Origin of the sequence: Desulfococcus sp., from assembly GCF_050178255.1 — a bacterium.
GTDB lineage: Bacteria > Desulfobacterota > Desulfobacteria > Desulfobacterales > Desulfococcaceae > Desulfococcus > Desulfococcus multivorans.
The window spans coordinates 80465-100632 of sequence record NZ_JBFXGG010000001.1 but is presented as its reverse complement, the minus strand read 5'-3'; the positions used below and the strand labels follow the sequence as shown (position 1 = coordinate 100632).

The 20168-nt window shown below is 57.3% G+C and carries 20 protein-coding genes; 6 read left to right on the top strand and 14 right to left on the bottom strand.

The window, feature by feature from the left end:
• The first annotated feature begins 21 nt into the window (after positions 1-21).
• From ilvB to AB7S84_RS00425, 5 genes are all read left to right on the top strand, one after another.
• Entirely contained in the window at positions 22-1710 is a 1689-nt protein-coding gene (ilvB, locus tag AB7S84_RS00445) for a biosynthetic-type acetolactate synthase large subunit (protein ID WP_020875158.1), read from the top strand.
• A gap of 49 nt (positions 1711-1759) precedes the next feature.
• A complete protein-coding gene (gene ilvN / locus AB7S84_RS00440; RefSeq protein ID WP_020875159.1) occupies positions 1760-2251 on the top strand; it encodes an acetolactate synthase small subunit in 492 nt (163 codons plus the stop codon).
• A 49-nt stretch (positions 2252-2300) separates the two neighbouring features.
• Positions 2301-3353: a ketol-acid reductoisomerase gene (ilvC, locus tag AB7S84_RS00435; RefSeq protein WP_020875160.1), complete on the top strand. Its 1053-nt coding sequence runs from the start codon at positions 2301-2303 to the stop codon at positions 3351-3353.
• A gap of 72 nt (positions 3354-3425) precedes the next feature.
• Entirely contained in the window at positions 3426-5012 is a 1587-nt protein-coding gene (gene cimA, locus AB7S84_RS00430; RefSeq protein ID WP_020875161.1) for a citramalate synthase, read from the top strand.
• 216 nt (positions 5013-5228) lie between these two features.
• A complete protein-coding gene (locus AB7S84_RS00425; RefSeq protein ID WP_020875162.1) occupies positions 5229-6770 on the top strand; it encodes a 2-isopropylmalate synthase in 1542 nt (513 codons plus the stop codon).
• 118 nt (positions 6771-6888) lie between these two features.
• On the opposite strand, the gene AB7S84_RS00420 is transcribed toward AB7S84_RS00425, so the two are convergent.
• The 12 genes from AB7S84_RS00420 to sixA all read right to left on the bottom strand — a co-directional run bounded on the left by AB7S84_RS00420 (position 6889) and on the right by sixA (position 17818).
• Positions 6889-7116, bottom strand: coding sequence for a DUF2934 domain-containing protein (locus tag AB7S84_RS00420; RefSeq protein WP_020875163.1), 228 nt, complete (start codon positions 7114-7116; stop codon positions 6889-6891).
• Between the two features lie 223 nt (positions 7117-7339).
• Complete coding sequence (gene amrS, locus AB7S84_RS00415; RefSeq protein ID WP_020875164.1) at positions 7340-8353, bottom strand: AmmeMemoRadiSam system radical SAM enzyme; 1014 nt, start codon at positions 8351-8353, stop codon at positions 7340-7342.
• 142 nt (positions 8354-8495) lie between these two features.
• Entirely contained in the window at positions 8496-8876 is a 381-nt protein-coding gene (locus AB7S84_RS00410; RefSeq protein ID WP_020875165.1) for a carboxymuconolactone decarboxylase family protein, read from the bottom strand.
• A gap of 94 nt (positions 8877-8970) precedes the next feature.
• Positions 8971-9216, bottom strand: coding sequence for an acyl carrier protein (locus tag AB7S84_RS00405; RefSeq protein WP_020875166.1), 246 nt, complete (start codon positions 9214-9216; stop codon positions 8971-8973).
• On the bottom strand, positions 9213-10445 hold the full coding sequence (locus AB7S84_RS00400) for a dihydrolipoamide acetyltransferase family protein (protein ID WP_428152683.1): 1233 nt from the start codon (positions 10443-10445) through the stop codon (positions 9213-9215). Before AB7S84_RS00400 ends, AB7S84_RS00405 begins: the two co-directional genes overlap by 4 nt.
• Positions 10438-11442, bottom strand: a complete 1005-nt coding sequence (locus tag AB7S84_RS00395) for an alpha-ketoacid dehydrogenase subunit beta (RefSeq protein WP_428152681.1) — start codon at positions 11440-11442, stop codon at positions 10438-10440. The genes AB7S84_RS00400 and AB7S84_RS00395 overlap by 8 nt, the downstream gene beginning before the upstream one ends.
• Complete coding sequence (gene pdhA, locus AB7S84_RS00390) at positions 11439-12446, bottom strand: pyruvate dehydrogenase (acetyl-transferring) E1 component subunit alpha (RefSeq protein WP_020875169.1); 1008 nt, start codon at positions 12444-12446, stop codon at positions 11439-11441. Before pdhA ends, AB7S84_RS00395 begins: the two co-directional genes overlap by 4 nt.
• Complete coding sequence (acsA, locus tag AB7S84_RS00385) at positions 12443-14203, bottom strand: acetate--CoA ligase (protein WP_020875170.1); 1761 nt, start codon at positions 14201-14203, stop codon at positions 12443-12445. Before acsA ends, pdhA begins: the two co-directional genes overlap by 4 nt.
• 246 nt (positions 14204-14449) lie before the next feature.
• A complete protein-coding gene (locus AB7S84_RS00380; RefSeq protein WP_020875171.1) occupies positions 14450-14704 on the bottom strand; it encodes a DUF1232 domain-containing protein in 255 nt (84 codons plus the stop codon).
• A 49-nt stretch (positions 14705-14753) separates the two neighbouring features.
• Positions 14754-15671, bottom strand: a complete 918-nt coding sequence (locus AB7S84_RS00375; RefSeq protein ID WP_020875172.1) for a nitroreductase family protein — start codon at positions 15669-15671, stop codon at positions 14754-14756.
• Between the two features lie 8 nt (positions 15672-15679).
• Positions 15680-17221, bottom strand: coding sequence for an MDR family MFS transporter (locus AB7S84_RS00370; protein WP_428152677.1), 1542 nt, complete (start codon positions 17219-17221; stop codon positions 15680-15682).
• A gap of 132 nt (positions 17222-17353) precedes the next feature.
• On the bottom strand, positions 17354-17818 hold the full coding sequence (gene sixA, locus AB7S84_RS00365; protein WP_020875174.1) for a phosphohistidine phosphatase SixA: 465 nt from the start codon (positions 17816-17818) through the stop codon (positions 17354-17356).
• Between the two features lie 168 nt (positions 17819-17986).
• On the opposite strand from sixA, the gene AB7S84_RS00360 reads away from it, so the two are divergent.
• Positions 17987-18880 carry an exopolyphosphatase-like protein gene (locus AB7S84_RS00360; RefSeq protein ID WP_020875175.1) on the top strand — a complete coding sequence of 298 codons (894 nt, stop codon included), beginning with the start codon at positions 17987-17989 and terminating at the stop codon, positions 18878-18880.
• 153 nt (positions 18881-19033) lie between these two features.
• Here AB7S84_RS00360 and AB7S84_RS00355 read toward each other — a convergent pair whose 3' ends face one another.
• Together AB7S84_RS00355 and AB7S84_RS00350 are read right to left on the bottom strand one after the other, a co-directional pair.
• Positions 19034-19612 carry a DUF4178 domain-containing protein gene (locus AB7S84_RS00355; protein ID WP_020875176.1) on the bottom strand — a complete coding sequence of 193 codons (579 nt, stop codon included), beginning with the start codon at positions 19610-19612 and terminating at the stop codon, positions 19034-19036.
• 11 nt (positions 19613-19623) lie between these two features.
• The gene (locus tag AB7S84_RS00350) at positions 19624-19809 is read right to left on the bottom strand and encodes a hypothetical protein (protein WP_020875177.1); all 186 of its coding nucleotides are present in this window, start codon (positions 19807-19809) and stop codon (positions 19624-19626) included.
• Between the last annotated feature and the right edge of the window lie 359 nt (positions 19810-20168).

The window sequence follows — 20168 nt, the reverse complement described above, 5'->3', positions numbered from 1 at the left end:
TAACCCATCAAGGAGGTTGCTATGAAGTTAACCGGCGCGCAGATCCTGATGAAGGTGCTCAAAGAAGAAGGCGCGGATACGATATTCGGGTATCCGGGCGGCGCGGTCATCGATATCTACGACGAACTCGTCAAAACCGATATCCGCCACATCCTCGTCCGCCATGAGCAGGGCGCGGTGCATGCCGCCGACGGATACGCCCGGGCGAGCGGCAAGGTGGGGGTCTGTCTGGTAACCTCGGGCCCTGGGGCGACCAATACGGTAACCGGCATCGCCTCGGCCTACATGGATTCCATCCCCCTGGTGGTCATCACGGGTCAGGTACCGTCCCACCTGATCGGCAATGATGCCTTTCAGGAGGTGGACATCGTCGGCATCACCCGACCGTGCACCAAGCACAATTACCTGGTGCAAAGCGTCGAGGAACTGGCCCAGGTCATCAAAGAGGCATTCTACATCGCCCGATCCGGCCGACCCGGGCCGGTCCTCGTGGACCTGCCAAAGGATGTCATCAACAGCGTTACCCAGTATCACGCCCCAAAAAAAGTGAAGCTGAGATCCTACAACCCCACCTACAACCCCAACATGAAGCAGCTCCATAAGGTGATCGAACTGGTCAAAATGGCGCGACGCCCCATGATCTTCGCCGGAGGGGGTGTCATCCTGGCCAAGGCCCACAAGGAACTCACCGAATTCGCCCGCAGGGCACAGATTCCCGTCACCACGTCCCTTATGGGTTTGGGGGCCTTCCCGGCCACGGACCCCCTGTGGTTGGGGATGATCGGTATGCACGGCACGTACCGGTCCAACAAGTGCACCGCCGCCTGCGATCTGCTCATCGCCGTCGGCGTCAGGTTCGACGACCGGGTGACCGGCAAGACGGATACTTTTGCCGCCCAGGCCCAGATTGTCCACATCGATATCGACCCCACCTCCATCCGCAAGAACATACCGGTGTCGATCCCGGTGGTGGGAGACTGCAAGATCACCCTCGGCCACATCAACCATCTCCTCAACGACGAGGAGCTGGGTAATCTTTCGGAAAAGCGTAGCGGGTGGTTTGCCCAGATCGCCGGTTGGAAGGCCAAAACACAGTTGGCCTACGAGCAGGGACCGGACATCATCAAGCCTCAGTTCGTGATCGAAGAGCTTTACCGGTTAACCGAAGGCAAAGCCATTGTCACCACCGAGGTCGGCCAGAACCAGATGTGGGCCGCCCAGTATTACCATTTTAACGAACCGGGCCATTTCATCACCTCGGGCGGATTGGGCGTCATGGGGTTCGGCTTGCCTGCGGCCATCGGCGCTCAGGTGGCCTGTCCGGACGAACTGGTTGTGGACGTGGCCGGCGACGGCAGCATACAAATGAACATCCAGGAAATGGCCACGGCGGTTCAATACGGACTCCCCGTCAAAATAGTCATCCTGAACAATGGATACCTGGGGATGGTGCGGCAGTGGCAAGAGTTGTTCTACAATAAGTGTTACGCCTGCACCTGCATGGAACACGCGCCCGATTTCGTCAAATTGGCCGAGGCTTATGGCGCCGTGGGGTTAAGGGCTACCCGGCCCGATGAGGTGGAAAAGGTGCTCTTTCAAGGGCTGTCGGTCAAAAAACCGGTGATTATGGACTTTGTCGTAGAAAAGGAAGAAAGCGTCTACCCGATGGTCCCGGCCGGCAAACCCATCACGGAGATGCTTCTGGTCTGATTGAAGCGACGGATCCCTGGGCATCGATCCCAGGAAGAGGAGTGCTTATATGCTTTCAGAGGAAAAACACGTTTTGTCCATCCTGGTCGATAACCAGCCGGGAGTGCTCTCGCGAATATCCGGTTTGTTTTCAGGCAGGGGGTACAATATCGAAAGCCTCTGCGTGGCCGAAACCACCGATGAAAACGTATCCCGCCTGACCATCGTCACCAAGGGAAATCAGCCGGTCGTCGAACAGGTCAAGAAGCAGCTCAACAAACTGATCAACGTGATCAAGGTCCATGAGCTGACGGGTTCAAGATATGTTCATCGGGAGCTGGCCCTCATCAAAATGAGTGCCAAGGCCGAAAATCGAGCCGAAATCCTGAGAATCGTGGATATTTTCAGGGGAAAGATCGTGGATGTCGGACCGGATCATTACACCATCGAGGTCACCGGCGACGAAGGGAAGCTCGAGGCGATCCTGAGTCTTCTGAAGCCCATCGGCATCAAGGAGGTTGCCCGGACAGGGGCCATCGCACTGTTCCGGGAACCCAAATAACTCTGCATTTCAACATATGCGTTAAGCATCATAAAGGAGAAGCATTCATATGGCAAAGATCGATTTTGGCGGTGTTATGGAAGAGGTGGTCACATCGGAAGAATTTCCCTTGGAAAAGGCCAGGACCATTCTCGAAAACGAAGTCGTAGCGGTGATCGGATACGGGGTCCAGGGGCCGGGTCAGGCCCTCAACCTGCGGGACAACGGTGTTCGGGTCATCGTCGGACAGCGTGAAGGCGGGGCGTCATGGGATCGCGCCGTAGCCGACGGCTTCGTGCCTGGAAAAACCCTTTTCCCCATCGAGGAGGCCGCTCGAAAAGCGACCATCATTCAGTATCTCCTCTCGGACGCCGGTCAGGTGGCCATGTGGCCCAAAATCAAGGCCTGCCTCAACGAAGGGGACGCCCTCTATTTCTCCCATGGGTTCGGGGTGGTCTACAAAGACCAGACCGGGATCGTACCTCCTGAAAACGTGGATGTCATTCTGGCCGCGCCCAAGGGATCCGGCAGGACGGTTCGCACCAATTTCCTCGACGGCAGCGGGATCAACTCCAGTTTCGCCGTTTTCCAGGATTTCACGGGAAGGGCCCGGGAACGATGCCTGGCCATGGGTATTGCCATCGGATCGGGCTACCTGTTCGAGACCACCTTCGAGAGAGAGGTCTACAGCGATCTCACCGGGGAACGGGGCGTCCTGATGGGCTGCCTTGCGGGCGTTATGGAAGCCCAGTACGATCTCCTCCGGCGGCACGGCCACAGCCCCAGCGAGGCATTCAATGAAACCGTGGAGGAATTGACCCAGAGCCTGATCCGACTCGTGGCGGAAAACGGCATGGACTGGATGTTCGCCAATACCAGCACCACGGCCCAACGAGGGGCCTTGGACTGGGCGCCCCGATTTCGCGACGCCGTCATCCCCGTTTTCGACCGACTATATGAAAGCGTCAAAAACGGCGATGAAACCCGGCGGGTACTGGATGTCAACAGTGCCCCGGATTATCGCGAAAAGCTGAACGCCGAGCTCGACGCGATCAGGAAATCGGAGATGTGGCGGGCGGGAAGTGCCGTCCGGGCCCTCCGGCCGGAAAATCGAAAGCAGTAATGTTGACACTTTTCGGCTCGGCAACCTACCGTACCGAAACGGCGCATAGACGCCTCTGAAAGGAGAACCGAGATGGATCCGGTCCTGTTGTACGACACCACACTGAGAGATGGAACCCAGGGAGAAAACATCAATTTCTCGGCCGAGGAAAAGATCAAGATCGCCCAGAGATTGGATGATATCGGGATCCACTACATCGAGGGTGGCTGGCCGGGCTCCAACCCCAGGGATCGCCAGTTTTTCAACCTGGCCAAAACAGTTCGGTTCAACACCGCCCGCCTGGCCGCGTTCGGCTCCACCCGACGCCCGGGAATTCTGCCGGGGGACGACCATAACCTGGCGGCCCTCGTCGAGAGCGAAACACCGGTGGTCACCATCTTCGGAAAGACCTGGGACCACCATGTGAAGCTCATGAGCAACACCCTGGAAGAAAACCTTTCCATGATCGAAGAAACCGTGATCTGGCTCAAACAAAAAGGTCGCGAGGTGTTCTACGATGCCGAGCATTTTTTCGATGGGTATCGAGCCAACCCCGAGTATGCCATGCTGACCCTGAACGCGGCGATTCGGGGGGGGGCCGATGCGCTGATTCTGTGCGACACCAACGGCGGCAATCTGCCCTCATTTATCGCCGATGCCTTTCGCGCGGTCAGATCGGCTGTCGGGCAATCCGGCATCCGTCTGGGCATCCATACCCACAACGACGCCGGCCTGGCCGTGGCCAACAGCATCGAGGCCGTCAACCAGGGCGCCGTAGTGGTCCAGGGAACCATCAACGGTTATGGTGAACGGTGCGGCAACGCCGACCTGATCACCCTCATCCCGATCCTGACCCTCAAAATGGAGCGACCCTGCATCACCCCGGAAAATCTTAAAAAGTTGCGGGGATTGTCGCGGTTCGTCAGCGAGACGGCCAACATCGTACCTCTCAACTCCCGACCTTTCGTGGGCAAAAGCGCTTTCGCCCACAAAGGCGGCATCCATGTCAGCGCGGTAATGAAGGATCCCACCGCCTACGAACATGTCGACCCGGCCTTGGTAGGCAACAGCCGAACGGTCCTGATCTCGGACCTGTCGGGAAAGAGCAACATCGAATACAAGGCCCGGGAGATGGGTATGGACATCGGCGGAAACGGTTGCGACAGCCGAAAGATCGTTCAGGAAATCAAGAAGCGCGAGCAGGAAGGCTTCCAATTCGATGCCGCCGAAGGTTCCTTCAAGATCCTTCTGGAGAAATTGACCGAGCAGCACAGACCCGCTTTCGAGCTCGAATCCTTCCGGGTTGTCATCGAGAAGGAGAAAGATCGTCCATGCAATTCCCATGCCATCGTCAAGATCTCCGTCGGCTGCAGGGACGAGATTACCGCGGCCGAAGGCAACGGTCCCGTCAGCGCCCTCGACAATGCCCTCAGACGGGCGCTTCACCAGTTCTTCCCCGATGTGGACACCATGCACCTGGTCGACTTCAAGGTAAGGGTTATCGACGGTAACGCCGGTACGGCGGCCAAGGTTCGGGTTTTGATCGAGTCGCGGGATCGGGACAACCTCTGGAGCACCATCGGCGTTTCAGAGGACATCATCGAGGCAAGCTGGCAGGCCCTGGCCGACAGCTTCCAGTATAAACTGGCCAAGCAACAGAATTTACAATGTGTCGAATAAACGGACCCCTATGAAAACCACGCAACCCATTCCGAGAGGCAACAACGCCGCGGGACTCATCCTTGTCCCGCGGCCCATGCTCCATTGAACGGTGGGCAATCCAGCAGGCATTTTTTGACCTGCCGACAAACACGATCTTGAATTTTTCCGCCGGAAATCCGATGGGGGATCATACCACCCGGATGAAGCCGGCTTCCACTCGAAAAGGAGCATATCATGACCGAACGCGTATATATCTTTGATACGACGCTGAGGGACGGCGAACAGTCCCCCGGGGCCAGCATGAACACCGCCGAAAAGCTGCGACTGGCGACCCAGCTGGAGAAACTGGGCGTGGACGTCCTGGAGGCCGGTTTCCCCGCCGCCTCGGAAGGTGATTTCGATGCGGTCTCAAAGATCGCCGCCAAGCTCGAGCGTACACAGGTAGCCGGCTTGTGCCGAACCCACAAGGCCGACATCGACCGGGCGTGGCAAGCGGTGAAGCATGCCGGGAATCCCAAAATCCACACCTTTATCGCGACCTCGGACATCCATCTCAAGTACAAGTTGAAAATGGACCGGGACCAGGTGATCGCCGCCGTCGTGGATGCGGTGAAATACGCAAAATCTCTGACCGATCAGGTGGAATTTTCCGCAGAGGACGCCTCCCGAAGCGACCGGGATTACCTCTGCAAGGTCTTCGGCGCCGCCATAGCTGCCGGGGCCACCGTCGTCAACCTGCCGGACACCGTAGGCTATGCCATTCCCAGCGAATTCGCCGAACTGGCCCGCTACGTCCTGGACCATACCCCCGACATGCACCGGGCCATTTTAAGCGTTCACTGCCACAACGATCTGGGGTTGGCAACGGCCAACACCCTGGCGGCCATCGGGGTTGGCGCCCGCCAGGCGGAGGTGACCGTCAACGGCATCGGCGAGCGGGCCGGCAACACCTCCCTGGAAGAGGTGGTCATGGCCCTCAAGACCCGTAACAACTACCTGCCCGTGACGACGGGGATTCACACTGAACAGATCTATCCCACCAGCCGGCTGGTCAGTATGATCACGGGCATTATCGTTCAGCCCAACAAGGCTATCGTCGGTGCCAATGCGTTTGCCCACGAAGCCGGTATTCATCAGGACGGCATGCTGAAAAACCCCATGACCTACGAAATCATGCAGCCCGAGGCCATCGGCCTCAACGCCAACAAACTGGTGCTGGGCAAGCATTCCGGGCGGCACGCCCTAAGGGATCGGCTGCGCGACATGGGCTATGACCTGTCCGACGAGGAGTTGAACATCGTCTTCACCAAATTCAAGGAACTCGCCGACAAGAAAAAACATATCGTCGACGAGGATCTGGAAGTTGTGGTGACCGAGGGCATTCTGAGGACCACCGAGTACTTCAAACTCGAATATCTGCATGTCTCCGCCGGCACGTCGGTCATGCCGATGGCCAGCGTGGAGCTTTCCATCAACGGCAGGAGGGTTCGGGGGGCGGACTGGGGCAACGGCCCCATCGACTCGGCATACAACACCATCGCCAAGCTGACCGGGACCCATTCGGAGTTGCTGCGGTTTACGGTGTCGGCGCTGAGCGGCGGCACCGACGCCCAGGGCGAGGTGACGGTTCGCCTTCGGGAAAACGGTCTGGTGGCCTTGGGCCGGGGCTCGGATCCCGACATCATCACCGCCAGTGCCAAAGCCTATATCAACGGACTCAACCGCCTGGAATACCTGAAAGCCAACCCGGTGCAGGCCTCCCAGCAGACCATATAGACAGACGCGACACGTATCCGCCTGGAAGATCCGTTTCGACCTCCCAGGCGGTTTAAATGAAATAAATTCAACTTTCGACTTTCACAGGCCGGTGCCGGGAGGATACGGCCCACGCCCCTCAGTCACCCTGACTTTCGGAAGCGAGGGATGCATCGAACTGCTTCTCCGCTTCCAACCAGTCCGTCAATTCGCCGCCGGGAGAAAATCCACGCTGCTCCGCCAGATAGTACGCCGCCAAAGCGATTTTCTGCAGCCGCTCTTCCGCTGACATGGACGGGCTTGCCGCCGTGTCGGCAGAGGCGTTCTGGAGCTCTTCCATTCCGCTGTTTTCCGATTTCTCCGTCATGACATCATCTCCTTTTAAATTGTGATTTCGACGTTGAGGACCGGTTCCGCCGGATAAGGACTCTCGTTCCACACCGGCGGCATCTAAACTTCGTCTTCAGCCTTCAGTCAGCCGATATCGGCTTTCCGATCAACATCGCGAAAATCGAGGTCGGGGTGGGAATCCACAATTCAAACCCCGCCGGGAACAACGCAGTCATTCCGATGCGACACACCGGACGATCTTACTGCCAGAAGCCGTCAACCATGGCGCCGCAGTCAGGACAAGCGCCTGCGACCATACGGTTTCGCCGGACGATAAACCCCCTTCGCTCGATAAGCAGTTGATTGCAGACCGGACAAAAGGTATTCTCCCCCGAATCGCCGGGAAGGTTGCCGGTGTAAACATAGCGCAGCCCCGCCGCGAACCCGATATCCCTGGCGCGGCGGAGGGTCTCCACCGGTGTGGCCGGCCGATCGAGCATCTTGTAGGTGGGGTAGAAGGCGGTCACATGCCATGGGATATCCGCTCCTGTTGAATGCAGGAACCGGGCGATATCATGCAATTCCGCGTCGGAATCATTCAGCCCGGGAATGAGCAATGTCGTCACTTCGACCCAAACCCCCAGCGTCTTCATGCGCACAATGGTATCCAACACCGGCTGGAGCTTCGCCTTGCAGACCTTGCGGTAAAATCCGTCCGAAAAGCTTTTGAGGTCGATGTTGTCTCCATCGATGACGGCGGCCATGGCGGTCGCAGAGGCCTCTGTCATATAACCGTTTGAAACGAAGATGTTGCGCAGTCCTTTTTCACGGGCCAGAAGAGCGGTGTCATAAGCGAACTCCGAGAAAATCGTCGGCTCGGTATAGGTATAAGCGATGGAAGCCGAACGAGTGGCCAAAGCCTGATCGACAACTTGAGCCGGGGTCTGGTTCTCGCCGGGGATGTCGCCGTCGTGAAAGCGCGGCCATTGGGAAATCGTATAGTTCTGGCAGTGTAGGCACCGGAAGTTGCAGCCCACGGTGGCGATCGAATAGGATCTTGTGCCGGGCAAAAAATGAAACAGGGGTTTTTTTTCGATAGGGTCTGCGTTTCCTGAGATCAATCGGCCGTAGACGAGGGAATAAAGGGTGCCGGCACGGTTTTCACGGACCGCGCAAATTCCCCTTTTGCCCGGATCGATGATGCACTCGTGTGCGCAGAGATGACATTGAACCTTGTCATCCTCCAGTTTATGAAAAAATCTGGCTATATGCATGACTGACCTCCCAATGCGCAACGGCGACATCCAGGTCCAATGCCCAGGCGACCCGCTATCTCCATGGCGCATTCAAATGATGTTCGCCTGCAGGGAAGGCCGGATGCCCGGGCATTCAAATGAAAAGCTTCCGGCTGCCGGCTCATTTTTCCCGGTTTTTCGAAGGGGTTGAGGCCTGCTCTGACGATGAAAACTGTTCCAGCGCCTCCATGGCTTTGCATGCATAGACAACCGCCGGGCCGCCGCCCATCATAATAGCAATCCCCAGGGTTTCCAGAATCTCCTGTCTCGTGGCGCCTGTACGAAGGACGTCATGCACATGGAAGGCAATACATCCCTCACACCGGGCTGCGATCCCGATGCCCAAAGCGATGAGTTGTTTTGTTTTGGCATCCAAGGCTCCCGGGAGGGTTGTCGTGCCGTTGAGTTGCGCAAACGCGGACATGGGGCCCCGCAGATCTCTTGCCAATTTGGCGGACAATTTTTGCAGATGCTCATAAACTAGAATATAATCATCCTTCATGTCATGCATCTCCCTTTGCGTAAGGATCGCTCAATCGTTGCCATAATATCTTCGAAAAGCCCATTGGAGGCTGATAATTGACGAAAAGAACGGATCAACTCAAGCGGGATGAGAGATACTGAATGATCTTCGATAAGGTATCGAGTTCACCGTAGTCCGATTCAGGGATGTCCACGCCCAGTTCCTCATGAAGATGAATGAAAAAATTCAAGGCATCAAACGAGTCGATGTCAAGCGCTTTTCGGATGTGTTCGTCCGGTGCCAAAGTGCCTGGGTCTGACTCGGGAGCGATCTGTTTGAGTATCCGGAAGACGATCTCTTCAATTTTATCGTTTTTCATAGCGTCAAAGGCTCCTGAAGATAACGGTTCAAAGCGTCGAGGAACTGGGCACCACGACGGCCGTCCGTGGCGCGGTGGTCCGCCGCCAGGGTAGCCGTGAGTATCGGCCGGACGGTGAGCATACCGCTTTCGGCCCAGGGCTGTTCCATGATCTTCCCGAATCCGATCAGCGCCACCTGGGGCGGGTAAATTACCCCGTACAATGCCTCGACGCCGAGATCGCCTAAACTGGTGACGGTAACGGTAGCCTCCGTCATCTCCGAACTGCGCAATCCACCGGATCGCGCTCGCGTAATAAGATCTCTCAGCGATGCCATGAGCTCGTCCAGGTTTTTCAAGTCCGCATTCAGAATGGCCGGCGTGATCAGTCCCCCCTGCCGCAGCGCAATCGCAAAGCCGATGTTTATGGCCTCCTGAGGCTGATGGCGATCCTCTATCCAGTAGCCGTTGAGCTCCGGAACATCCCCCAGGGCCAGGGCGACCGCTTTGATGAGCGGTACCACCGGCAGGATACGCTCCTTGATGGAGCGTTTCAGGTTGTCCGATTCCAGCCGGCGCAAGGTACGGCTCATGTCAATACGCGTTTGGAGATAATAGTGGGGAATTTCGCGGTTGGAGCGCACCATGGCTTTTGCGATGGCACGACGCATCGCTGCCGCATAATCCTTGACGACCGATTTTTCAACTGCAGAGACTGTTGGCGGTTGTATGGGTGGCACGGCTTTCGCCGTTGGGACGACCGCCTCGACATCCGCCGCATTGATGATCCCTCCCGGCCCCGTCCCCTTCAGACGGCGCAAATCAATGGCCTGTTCTGCAGCCAACCGGCGTGCATACGGAGAGGCTTTGATGCGCTTGAGCGAAGTTGTCGAAGCCGGCGGCACAAGGGGAACGTCCGATGCCGGCGGTGCTTTCCCTTCTATCTCCGCCCCTGTCGGGGGAGCATCCTCCACAAGGAACTTTTTTTCCTTTGGGAACACGGCGCCCTGACCTGCTTCCGTTCGAATCATGGCCAGGACGGTCCCCACAGGAACCTTGCGGCCCGGCGGAACGAGAATTTCATCGATGACGCCATCTTCGAACACCTCGATTTCGATGGCGGCTTTATCCGTTTCCACGACGGCGATAACATCTCTACGCTTGACGCGGTCCCCGGGCTTCACCAGCCATTCGACGAGGATGCCCTCCTCCATGTCCGATCCCAGACTGGGCATGCGAAATTCAGCCATCGCCTCCCACCATTTTCCTCACGCGGTCCACGATTTTGTCCACCTGCGGCAAAGCCGCCTCTTCAAGATGCTTCGCATACGGTAAGGGCACTTCCGCACTGCAGAGACGCTCGACCGGCGCATCCAGCTCATAAAATGCGCCTTCCATGATGCGTGCGCTGATCTCGGCAGCAAGACTCCCGGTACGCCATCCTTCATCCACGATAAGCGCCCGATGGGTTTTGGCCACGGAATCCAGAAAGGTTTTTTCATCCAGGGGACGCAGCGTACGCAGATCGATCACCTCGGTTTCAATCCCTTCCTTCGACAGAATTTCCGCCGCATCCAACGATTTGAATAGGCTCGCCGAATAGCTGATGATGGAGACATGCCGTCCCTCACGCCGCACACGAGCCCGGTCGATATCCACCGGTCCGGCATCGACGGGAAGCTTTCCCTTCATGTTGTAAAGTCCGCTGTTTTCAAAGATGAGCACGGGGTCCGGATCCTGGAGAGCGGTCCAGAGCATGCCGCGAGCGTCCTCGAGGGTTGCCGGGCTGAGCACCTTTATTCCGGGAATGTGAGCGTACCACCCCTCGAGGGAACGGGAATGCTGTGCCGCCAGCTGCCGCCCGCCGCCCGTTGCCAACCGGATGACGATGGGGACATTGAAAAGTCCGCCGGACATGTGAAGATAGACGGCGGCGTTATTGATGATCTGGTCGGCAGCCAGCAGGCTGAAGTTGACCGTCATGATCTCCACGATAGGACGCATTCCCCCCAGAGCCGCGCCGATGCCCGCTCCAGTGAACCCGGATTCCGACAGAGGGGTATCGCGGATCCTTTCAGGGCCGAATTCCTCGAGCAGCCCCTTGCTCACGGCAAAACAGCCCCCGTATCGGCCGACGTCCTCTCCCATGAGGAAGACCCTGTCGTCTTTTTGCATGGCCTCCCGTATAGCTTCACGCACTGCTTCACGGTACGTGAGCGTTCGCATGGTATCAACACCGTTGGTCATGGCGTCCTCCGTTCCGAATAAACAAAACGGGTCAAGTCTTCGAGAGGCTCCCACGTGCAGGCCTCGGCAAAAGCGACAGCTTCCTTGATCTCCCGAGCGACATCGCGCTCCATCTCCTCCAGATCCGCATCAGTCAGAAGTCCTTCACGCTTGAGCTTCCGGGAAAATGTCTCAATGGGGCAACGCTTTTTCCATTCCTCGACTTCCGCCTTGGTCCGGTAAAGCTCGGCGTCGAACATGGAATGGGCTCGAAAGCGATAGGTACGGCATTCCAGAAAACAAGGTCCATCGCCCGAGCGAACGGCTTGCACCGCTTCTCTCGCAGCCGCCTCCACCGCCAGGACATCCATTCCGTCAACGGCGGAGGAAGGCATGTCGTAGCTTGATGCCTTGCGAGCGAGATCCATGACGGCCTGCGTGTATTTCAGCGCCGTTCCCATGGCATACAGGTTGTTTTCACACACGAACAGCAGCGGTAATCTCCAGAGCGACGCCAGGTTCATGCTTTCGTGGAATTCCCCTTCGGCGACGGCGCCGTCCCCGAAAAAACAGCATGTCACGCGCGGCTTCTGCCGCATCTTGTCGGCCAGAGCCAGGCCAACGGCGATGGGAAGGCCGCCGCCAACAATCGCATTACCCCCATAAAACCGCGTCTTGTCGTCGAACAGATGCATGGAGCCGCCTCTGCCGCGGCTGCAACCTTCCTGTTTTCCGTACATCTCCGCCAGAATACAACCTGCGGAAAGGCCCCGGATCAACGCATGCCCGTGTTCCCGATAGGTGGCCACAACAGCGTCGTCTTGCGTCAACGCCTCCATGACACCGACGGCGACCGCCTCCTCGCCGTCATACAGATGCATAAAGCCCCGAATCTTCATAGCGGTATAAAGCTCGGCGCATTTTTCCTCCATACGCCGGATGCGAATCATGGAACCCAGCAGGTGGAGGGCGTGATCACGATCCAGGGATTCAGCCTTTGTTTTGGTCATGCGTTGGGTTTTCATTCGGTCTTCTCCAGTGTCGACAGGTCGCCTTCGGGCAGACCCAGCTCACGGGCCTTGAGCAACCGCCGCATAATCTTGCCGGCCTTGTTTTTCGGCAGATTGGGCTGGAAATCGATCTCCTTCGGCGCCACGGCCGCCCCCAGCTTTTTGCGGGCAAATCCGATAATCTCCAGGCGAAGCTCCTCGCTGGGATTTATTCCGGTTTTGAGGGCCACGAACGCTTTCACGATTTCCCCGATAAGGGGGTCCGGCTTTCCGATGACGCCCGCTTCTGCCACGGCGGGGTGCTCCATGAGGGTGCTCTCGACTTCAAAGGGGCCCACCATATGGCCGGATGTCTTGATGATGTCGTCGGCACGACCCACAAACCAGAAATAGCCGTCGGCATCGCGCTTCGCCAGGTCTCCCGTCAGATACCAGCCTCCGACAAAACACTTCCGGTAGCGCGCTTCGTCGTGCAGATATCCCCGAAACATGGACGGCCACCCCGGTCGGAGTGCCAGATCACCCTGAGTGTCGGGCTCGTCGACGACCTCGACGGTATCCTTGTCGGTACGACGGACAATGGCAGCCTCGATTCCGGGGAGAGGGCGTCCCATGGAGCCGGGTCGGATCTCCATTGCGGGGAAGTTGGCGATCATGATACCGCCTGTTTCCGTCTGCCACCAGTTGTCGTGAATAGGGAGTCCCATGGCCTTCCGGCCCCAGACGACCCCCTCCGGATTGAGCGGCTCCCCGACGCTGTGAATGACGCGCAGATCATGGAGATCATAGCTTCGGGCCGGTTCGAAATCCAACCGCATGAATCTGCGAATGGCGGTGGGAGCCGTATACCAGACACTCACCTTTTGGGATTCCAGGATATGACACCAACGCTTCGCGTCAAAATCGGCTTCATCGACGATGTTGGTGATGCCGTGAACCCAAGGCGCAATGATGCCGTAGGATGTTCCAGTGACCCATCCGGGGTCCGCCGTGCACCAGAAGATATCGTCCGGGTGAAAATCCATGACGTATTTGCCGGTCATATAGTGGATAAGCACGGCATTATGGACATGGAGAGCCCCCTTGGGCATCCCCGTGGTACCGCTTGTAAAGTGCAGAACCGCTATGTCTTCCGGATCGGTTGGCGGGATTGAAAAGAGGCTGGAGGATTCCGCCATAAGCCTGGGCATCGACAGAAGACCGTTTTCCAGATGGTCTTGCGTATCAACCAGGAGAACATACTTCAATTTGGGCAATGTGTCCCTGATGCGGCTCACCTTCTGTCGGTACTGATGACCGGTGGTCATCAGAACTTTGGCGTCTCCGCGCTTCAGCCGTTGATAGACGGGTTCGGGACCGAACGCGGAAAACAGCGGGCAGAAAACGCCGGCGTTCTTGAGGGTCCCCAGGGCCGCGATGTACAGCTCGGGAATACGGTCGGCCAAAACGAAGACCGTATCCCCCTTTCCAATGCCAAGCCCTTTCAGAATGTTGGCAAAACGGTTGCTCAAGGCTTTCAATTCGCCATAGGTGAAGTCACGCTTCGCCCCGTCACACCCGAGCCATCGCAATGCCACGTGATCGCGAAGGCGACTTTCGGCATGGCGATCGATCGCTTCATGAGCGATGTTGAGTCCTCTTCCATCCGGAAGCCCCTGTAACTCGTCGCGGATGGTATCCCAGGAAAAAGCGGCGCACGTCTGGGAGTAGTCCAGAAGGTTTGGCGTTTTCTTATATGTTTCAGGATGTTTATGGATTGCGGTCCAAAACAAGTTTACACCTCCTCCAATGACGGATAAAGGTTCTGCTCTGCTGGCTGGTTATCTTTTCAACTCTCAACCCGATCCATGATGTTGACTGAAAAAAGGTGTTGTCGGGGGACGGTGAAGCCCGTTGAACATTGCGCTTGAGTCTGATGTTATTTTAATAAAGAAAAAAGTCTCTTTTGCAAATAGGGATAATAACTCAAATGTGTGAGGATAATGCCTATCCCGGATGGGGATTTATACCTATGAGGACTATTCTTTCCGTTTCCTTCGCCGCTCGAGAAACTCGATAAACCCGTACCAGACCGCCAACATGGCCCCGCCTTCATCCAGGTTGCCGATGATCGGGATATTGTCCGGAATCAGCTCGATAATCCCCGATCCGGGATTGAGCATGTATATGCCGCCCAGCAACGCCAGCAGATACACCACCAAAACCGGAACGCCTCGCTGGGACAGGGGCGTTGTCAGAAAATTACGTTCAGTCCTTTCCGATGACTGTTCCATGGGTCGTGCCTCCTCGTGTTGTCGGCAGTGATACGTCCCAAGACGCCGCTCACCGGCCGTCCGCCTGATAAATTCTTAATTCAAAGGCTTTTCTCCCGGCCGTTCGCCGATAGGTTTCGTTCGGATGTCCCAGGGCGATAACCGCATGAACATCCTCCTCCGGTGGAATTCCCAGAAAGCGCCCGATGGCGGGATCCTTTTTCATGGCGACGACGGCAAAACCGATTAGGCAGGTGCCCAGCCCCATGGCATGGGCCGCCAGGAGAATGTTCTGGGTGGCCAGAAGCGCGTCCTCCACGGGACAGGCGGCTCCTGGTTTTGATCCCACCACGATGGCGGCGGCAGCGCCGTGAAAGAGACGGTCGACGCCAAGGTTGCGGTATTCGCGCAAGGCCTCCCGGACCGTGGGGTAATAGTCGCGATAATATCGATGAAGTTCCGGTCGTCCGACAAGTTTCAGCAGGCCTCGAAGCCATCCTTTTTCCGCCGTATGGTTAAGCCGCTCAAAGAATTGCCCCACCCGCTCGCCAAAGGTCCGGACCGCCGTCGGTCCGGGAAGAACGGTAAAGGTCCATTTCTGGCTGTTGGTGCCGGACGGCGCAAGCACGCCCGCCCGGACCAGGTCCGCCAACACAGCCGGATCCACCCGACGCTTTGTATAATTCCGGCATGAACGACGGGATCCCATAAGCCGGATCAATCCGGCCGCGTCGTAACGGCCGTGCGGCAGCCAGGATGCGTCGGGCACGATGGTTCGAAAACGGGTTGCGCCGGCATCCATGGCCGTCACCCGGACGGCTCCCGTCGGACAGGCCGCCTCGCAGTGCCCACAGCCAAGGGAGGTGTCCCCGGTGACTTTGGCCTTTTTTTCTTCCAGAGACAAGGTCCCCGATGGGCAAACCGAAACGCACGCCCCGCAGCCGATACACTTCTTCCGATCGATGATGGTCGTCACTTTGCGATTCATTCCGTTCCTCAATTTCCGGAGTTCACGCAACTGTTACCCGGCAAAAGGAAACTCAACATCAGGCAGGCCCCTGCCGCCGCCAGGGCAATCCAGAAAACCGTAATGACGCCCTGCCCCAGGGACTCGTACAGAAGATACCGGAGTTCCGGAGACAAGAGGGCCTGCACGTCCGGCTTGAAAAAATTCTCATAGTTCCGGCGTATCTGCGCCGACACCGCCGCAGTCAATCCGGCATGGCCGAAGGATTCAGCCAACACGTCGAGTCTGCTGGAAAAATCGGCGGTCATGAGACTGCCGCAGACACCGACCCCGACGGTCCCGCCCAGGGTCCGGGTAAACTGGTGGGACGAGGTCGCCACGCCCAGATGGGCGGGGCCGATACTGTTCTGGACGATCAAAAGCGTCGAAATGGACACGAATCCCATCCCGGCACCTGCAAGGGCAAGGGCCGTGGAACAGGCCGCCAGGGTTGTTGCCGATGAAAACCGTACCATCAGAATACACCCCAGAATCAGGAGAAGCGACCCTGCCAGGGCAAACTGCTTCTCCCCTCCCTGCCGAACCGTCCGGCCGCAGATCAAGGCCCCGACAGACCATCCCAGGCTCAGAAACAGCATGGCCACCCCCAATGCCACCGGCGTGCGTCCCATGGCGCTCTGAACGAAGAGAGGGGTGAAAGCCGAGAGGGAAAACACCGAGAAGCTACTCATCAGAACGGCGGCGTTGCCCGCACTGAAGGCCGGCACCTTGAAAAATTCAATGGGCAACAGGGGTTCGACGGCCCGTTTTTCAACAGCATAGAATCCGCATCCCGATACCGCGGCAAGCATGAAAAGGCCGATGACGTGAGGGGAATCCCAGGGATAGTCCTTTCCGGCAACCAGAAACATGGTGAGAAGAGAGAGGATAGCGGTCGTCATGAGGCAGATGCCCGCATAGTCGATGACGACCTTCGATCGTTTGTCCCGGGTCTCCTTCAGAAATTCGACGATGCCCCACAGGGAGACAAGGCCCAGGGGAATGTTGATGAAAAAGATCCATCGCCAGGAGAAATAAGCGACGATGAAACCGCCGCAGGTCGGGCCCAGAACACTGGCGATCCCCCAGACCAGACTGGCCTGGGACATCATCTTTCCCCGGTCTTCCGGTCGGGAGATGTCTGCGAGGACGATATAAACCAGCGCGAATATTCCCCCGGCTCCGATGCCCTGAACAACCCGAAAAACGGTGAGCTGGGCCATGCTCCGGGAGATGCCGGCGAGGATGGAACCCACAAGGAAAACAACGACTGAAATTCCATACAGAATCCGATTGGGATACAGGTCGGCCAGCTTCCCGAAGACCGGAAGCGCCACGGCGCGGCTCAGCATGTAGGACGAAAAAACCCAGCTGTAGAGGTGCAGCCCCCCCAACTCGGCGACAATGGTGGGCATGGCCGCGCCCATAACCAGGGTGTCGAGGGCGCTCAGAAAAAGGGAGAGGAGCGTGGCGAAGATAATCCAGCGTCGCTCTGTCGACGACAGCGGCGGCATGTGCCCTTCGGTGGTCAAGCCTTTCGCGCCCTCCGGGCCCACCGGAAACAGGCAATCCCTCGGGCCGCAGGGATGCCTGGGGCAATCCCCCGAAAATGGCTGCGTCGGCGAACGCCGGGGGTATGAAGGAGGCCGGTGGTGATCATCCGGTCATCCCACCTGGGGCATCAACGCCCATTTGATGACCCAGTCGCCGGGCGTGTCCGGATGGGTGTCAAGACAGACGATACCGCCGTTTTGAAAACGGAAGATGGGACGCGCCGTGTTGCCGGTGACCAGGCCGGCTGCGAGCTTTTCCATAAACGGCAGGTGTCCCACCAGCATCACGCTGTCGGCCGGGTCCGCCTGAGCCATCCACCCCTCGGGTTCGTCCAGAGGCCCCAGTCCGGGTGCCGGACTCACCCCTTTTCGGGGGTTCAGGTATTCGGCGATAATTTCAGCCGTCTCCAATGCGCGTCGCTTTCCACTGTGAAGGATTCGGGAAACCGTCACACCGTACCCTTGAGCGACCCCGGCGATGCGCCGCACATCAGCCTCACCTTCCGGCGACAGGGGCTGTTCGGGATCTATCGTCCTGGGCAGACTTTTTCCATGCTGAACGAGATAAAGGGGCATGGTCATCCCTCTCTTGTAATTTGTGGCGATTGCCGTTATATTTTTCTGTTTGATTTCACCTTCGGACCCGCGCCTTACGCGAGGGTGCACCTACACCGAGCCATAAAGAACCATAAATTTTGATAGTATGACACTTTGCGGCAAACCTCAACATCAAAAGGAAACCCCATGAGAATCGTGACGCGTCCTGATTTTGACGGCATCGTCTGTGCCGTCCTTCTCTATGATATGGAATCGATCGATCAGCCCATCCGGTGGGTCGAGCCCAATGATCTGCAACAGGGTCGTGTAACCATCCGGAAAGGCGACATCATCGCCAACCTGCCCTACCATCCCAACTGCGCCATGTGGTTCGATCACCATTACACCAACAACCCCGGCACCCCTTTCAAAGGCCTTTACCGAGTGGCGCCGTCGGCGGCCGGCTTGATCCACGAATATTATGGAAAGCGGTTCCCAAGAGATTACGACGAACTCATTCGTCAGACCGATCGGATCGATTCCGCCGATCTGAGCCTCGAGGAGGTGCTCCACCCCGAAAACCACCCTTACATCCTTCTCTCCATGACCGTGTCGGGACGGGATACGTCGGAGGAAAGCTACTGGAACCGCCTCGTCGGGCTGATCCGCCGCAACGACATCCATGCCGTCCTCGCGGATCCGGAGGTGAAACGGCGATGTGATCGCGTTGTAGACATCAACGCGCAATACACCCCTGTTCTGCAAAAACATACCACTCTGGAAGGCCACGTATCGATAACCGATTTCCGGGCGATAGACGAGGTCCCCAACGGGAATCGCTTCCTGGTATACTCCCTCTATCCCGATGCCGTGGTCAGCGTGCGGATTCGATATGACGGTCGGAAGAAAAAGCGGGTAATCATCGGTGTGGGGCACAGCATCTTCAATCGTCACTGCAGGGTTAACGTCGGCCTGTTGCTGGCACGCTTCGGGGGAGGCGGACACCGTGGTGCGGGATCCTGCACCGTATCCGCCGAAGCGGCGGACGCATGTCTCGGTTCCATCATAGAAACCCTCAAACGCAATGAACCCAACGAATGACCGCCGTCGGACGATCGGGATGCCGTCAGCCGTTTTCGCATTGCAAGCGCCGGGAATCCAAAGATGTAATCCTGGCCCCTGGAGAAACGCTTGAAAACCCGGCGGCCGACCGCCGGGTTTTTCGGCACTCCTTGCTTGCCCTGGGGGAGTGCGTTACATCCGCGGTAGAATATTGGTAAACTGATACGCTTCGACCCAGTGGCCCACGGATGCCTCGAAATCCTCCTCATCCCATTGTTGGATGGACAGGAAACACTCCCCGCTTTCATCCTCGTAATCCCACACCAGAAATTCACGGCCGGGACCCTTGCCGTCCTTGAAAAATTTTCCGCCGCCGAATTCATTCAGGTGATAGATCCTGTCCTCGAACTCGATTTCATCCGGTGGATCCTCCTTCTCCAGAATATGATTCCGAACGCCCGCGCCAAGGCGCTTGAAAGGGATGGGGCGGCTGACGCTCCACTCGGTTTCATCGTCGGAAGTCTTCTCGAGATAAAGGGTATCGTCAGCGCTGTTCAGCTGCCACTCATGGGTGAGGTTTCCGCCGTCTCCCCAGTCATAGTAATGATAGGCCGTCACCTCCCATGTTTTCATGTCGTGATCGAGAAGATATCCCACTTTGATATCGGAAAGCGTAAGATCCGTCACCTGAGCAGCCGGACCTTTCGCCGGGGTGCCGACATCCTGTCTCCGATCCTTTTTACGAATGCCGAAAAATTCTCTCCAGCCCATCGTCGCTCCTGCTATTGAAGAATGCCCATCTTCTTTTTCAGTTCCAGCAGATCCGCTGCCGCGGTAGAGCTCTTGCCGCTTTCCAACGCCGTCGTAATCTCGTCGTCGACGGTCTTTTCCGGGGTTGCGAGGTCGCCGTAGGCGATGGCCATTCCCATATCGATCAGATATGCCTTCACCAGATCAAACTTGTTCATAGTTGCCTCCTGAGGTGCCCACCCGAAAATTTCATCCACAATCTAACGCGTAATCAGTGCCGATCAAGATCCGGAACGGAAAAACCGTCTTGGGCTGGAAAAGACTGAAGGCTGAAGGGGTGTGCCTGTGGTGAACGGAGCACTTATCCCTCTTTTCTTTTCTGACCTCTGTCCTCTGACCTCTGACCTCTGTCCTCAGCCTTCAACCGCTACCCGGCCACCATAACGAAAGCCAAAAAGTTGATATATATGGTATTTGTTATATACACATTTTGTTTTTTTATCAAGAAAATAGAAATTTATTCAGCACGTCGTTCCGTACCGTAATCCTCCCATGCCATTATCATCGACGGGGTGTG

What these genes read in the sequence shown, in the direction of transcription:
- AB7S84_RS00375 (WP_020875172.1), bottom strand. Translation starts at nt 15,671, where the DNA reads ATGAATCGCAAAGTGACGACCATCATCGATCGGAAGAAGTGTATCGGC.
- pdhA (WP_020875169.1), bottom strand. Translation starts at nt 12,446, where the DNA reads ATGAAAACCCAACGCATGACCAAAACAAAGGCTGAATCCCTGGATCGT.
- amrS (WP_020875164.1), bottom strand. Translation starts at nt 8,353, where the DNA reads ATGCATATAGCCAGATTTTTTCATAAACTGGAGGATGACAAGGTTCAA.
- AB7S84_RS00420 (WP_020875163.1), bottom strand. Translation starts at nt 7,116, where the DNA reads ATGACGGAGAAATCGGAAAACAGCGGAATGGAAGAGCTCCAGAACGCC.
- ilvB (WP_020875158.1), top strand. Translation starts at nt 22, where the DNA reads ATGAAGTTAACCGGCGCGCAGATCCTGATGAAGGTGCTCAAAGAAGAA.
- AB7S84_RS00350 (WP_020875177.1), bottom strand. Translation starts at nt 19,809, where the DNA reads ATGAACAAGTTTGATCTGGTGAAGGCATATCTGATCGATATGGGAATG.
- AB7S84_RS00425 (WP_020875162.1), top strand. Translation starts at nt 5,229, where the DNA reads ATGACCGAACGCGTATATATCTTTGATACGACGCTGAGGGACGGCGAA.
- AB7S84_RS00400 (WP_428152683.1), bottom strand. Translation starts at nt 10,445, where the DNA reads ATGGCTGAATTTCGCATGCCCAGTCTGGGATCGGACATGGAGGAGGGC.
- ilvN (WP_020875159.1), top strand. Translation starts at nt 1,760, where the DNA reads ATGCTTTCAGAGGAAAAACACGTTTTGTCCATCCTGGTCGATAACCAG.
- AB7S84_RS00410 (WP_020875165.1), bottom strand. Translation starts at nt 8,876, where the DNA reads ATGAAGGATGATTATATTCTAGTTTATGAGCATCTGCAAAAATTGTCC.
- AB7S84_RS00395 (WP_428152681.1), bottom strand. Translation starts at nt 11,442, where the DNA reads ATGACCAACGGTGTTGATACCATGCGAACGCTCACGTACCGTGAAGCA.
- AB7S84_RS00360 (WP_020875175.1), top strand. Translation starts at nt 17,987, where the DNA reads ATGAGAATCGTGACGCGTCCTGATTTTGACGGCATCGTCTGTGCCGTC.
- ilvC (WP_020875160.1), top strand. Translation starts at nt 2,301, where the DNA reads ATGGCAAAGATCGATTTTGGCGGTGTTATGGAAGAGGTGGTCACATCG.
- sixA (WP_020875174.1), bottom strand. Translation starts at nt 17,818, where the DNA reads ATGCCCCTTTATCTCGTTCAGCATGGAAAAAGTCTGCCCAGGACGATA.
- cimA (WP_020875161.1), top strand. Translation starts at nt 3,426, where the DNA reads ATGGATCCGGTCCTGTTGTACGACACCACACTGAGAGATGGAACCCAG.
- AB7S84_RS00405 (WP_020875166.1), bottom strand. Translation starts at nt 9,216, where the DNA reads ATGAAAAACGATAAAATTGAAGAGATCGTCTTCCGGATACTCAAACAG.
- AB7S84_RS00355 (WP_020875176.1), bottom strand. Translation starts at nt 19,612, where the DNA reads ATGGGCTGGAGAGAATTTTTCGGCATTCGTAAAAAGGATCGGAGACAG.
- AB7S84_RS00380 (WP_020875171.1), bottom strand. Translation starts at nt 14,704, where the DNA reads ATGGAACAGTCATCGGAAAGGACTGAACGTAATTTTCTGACAACGCCC.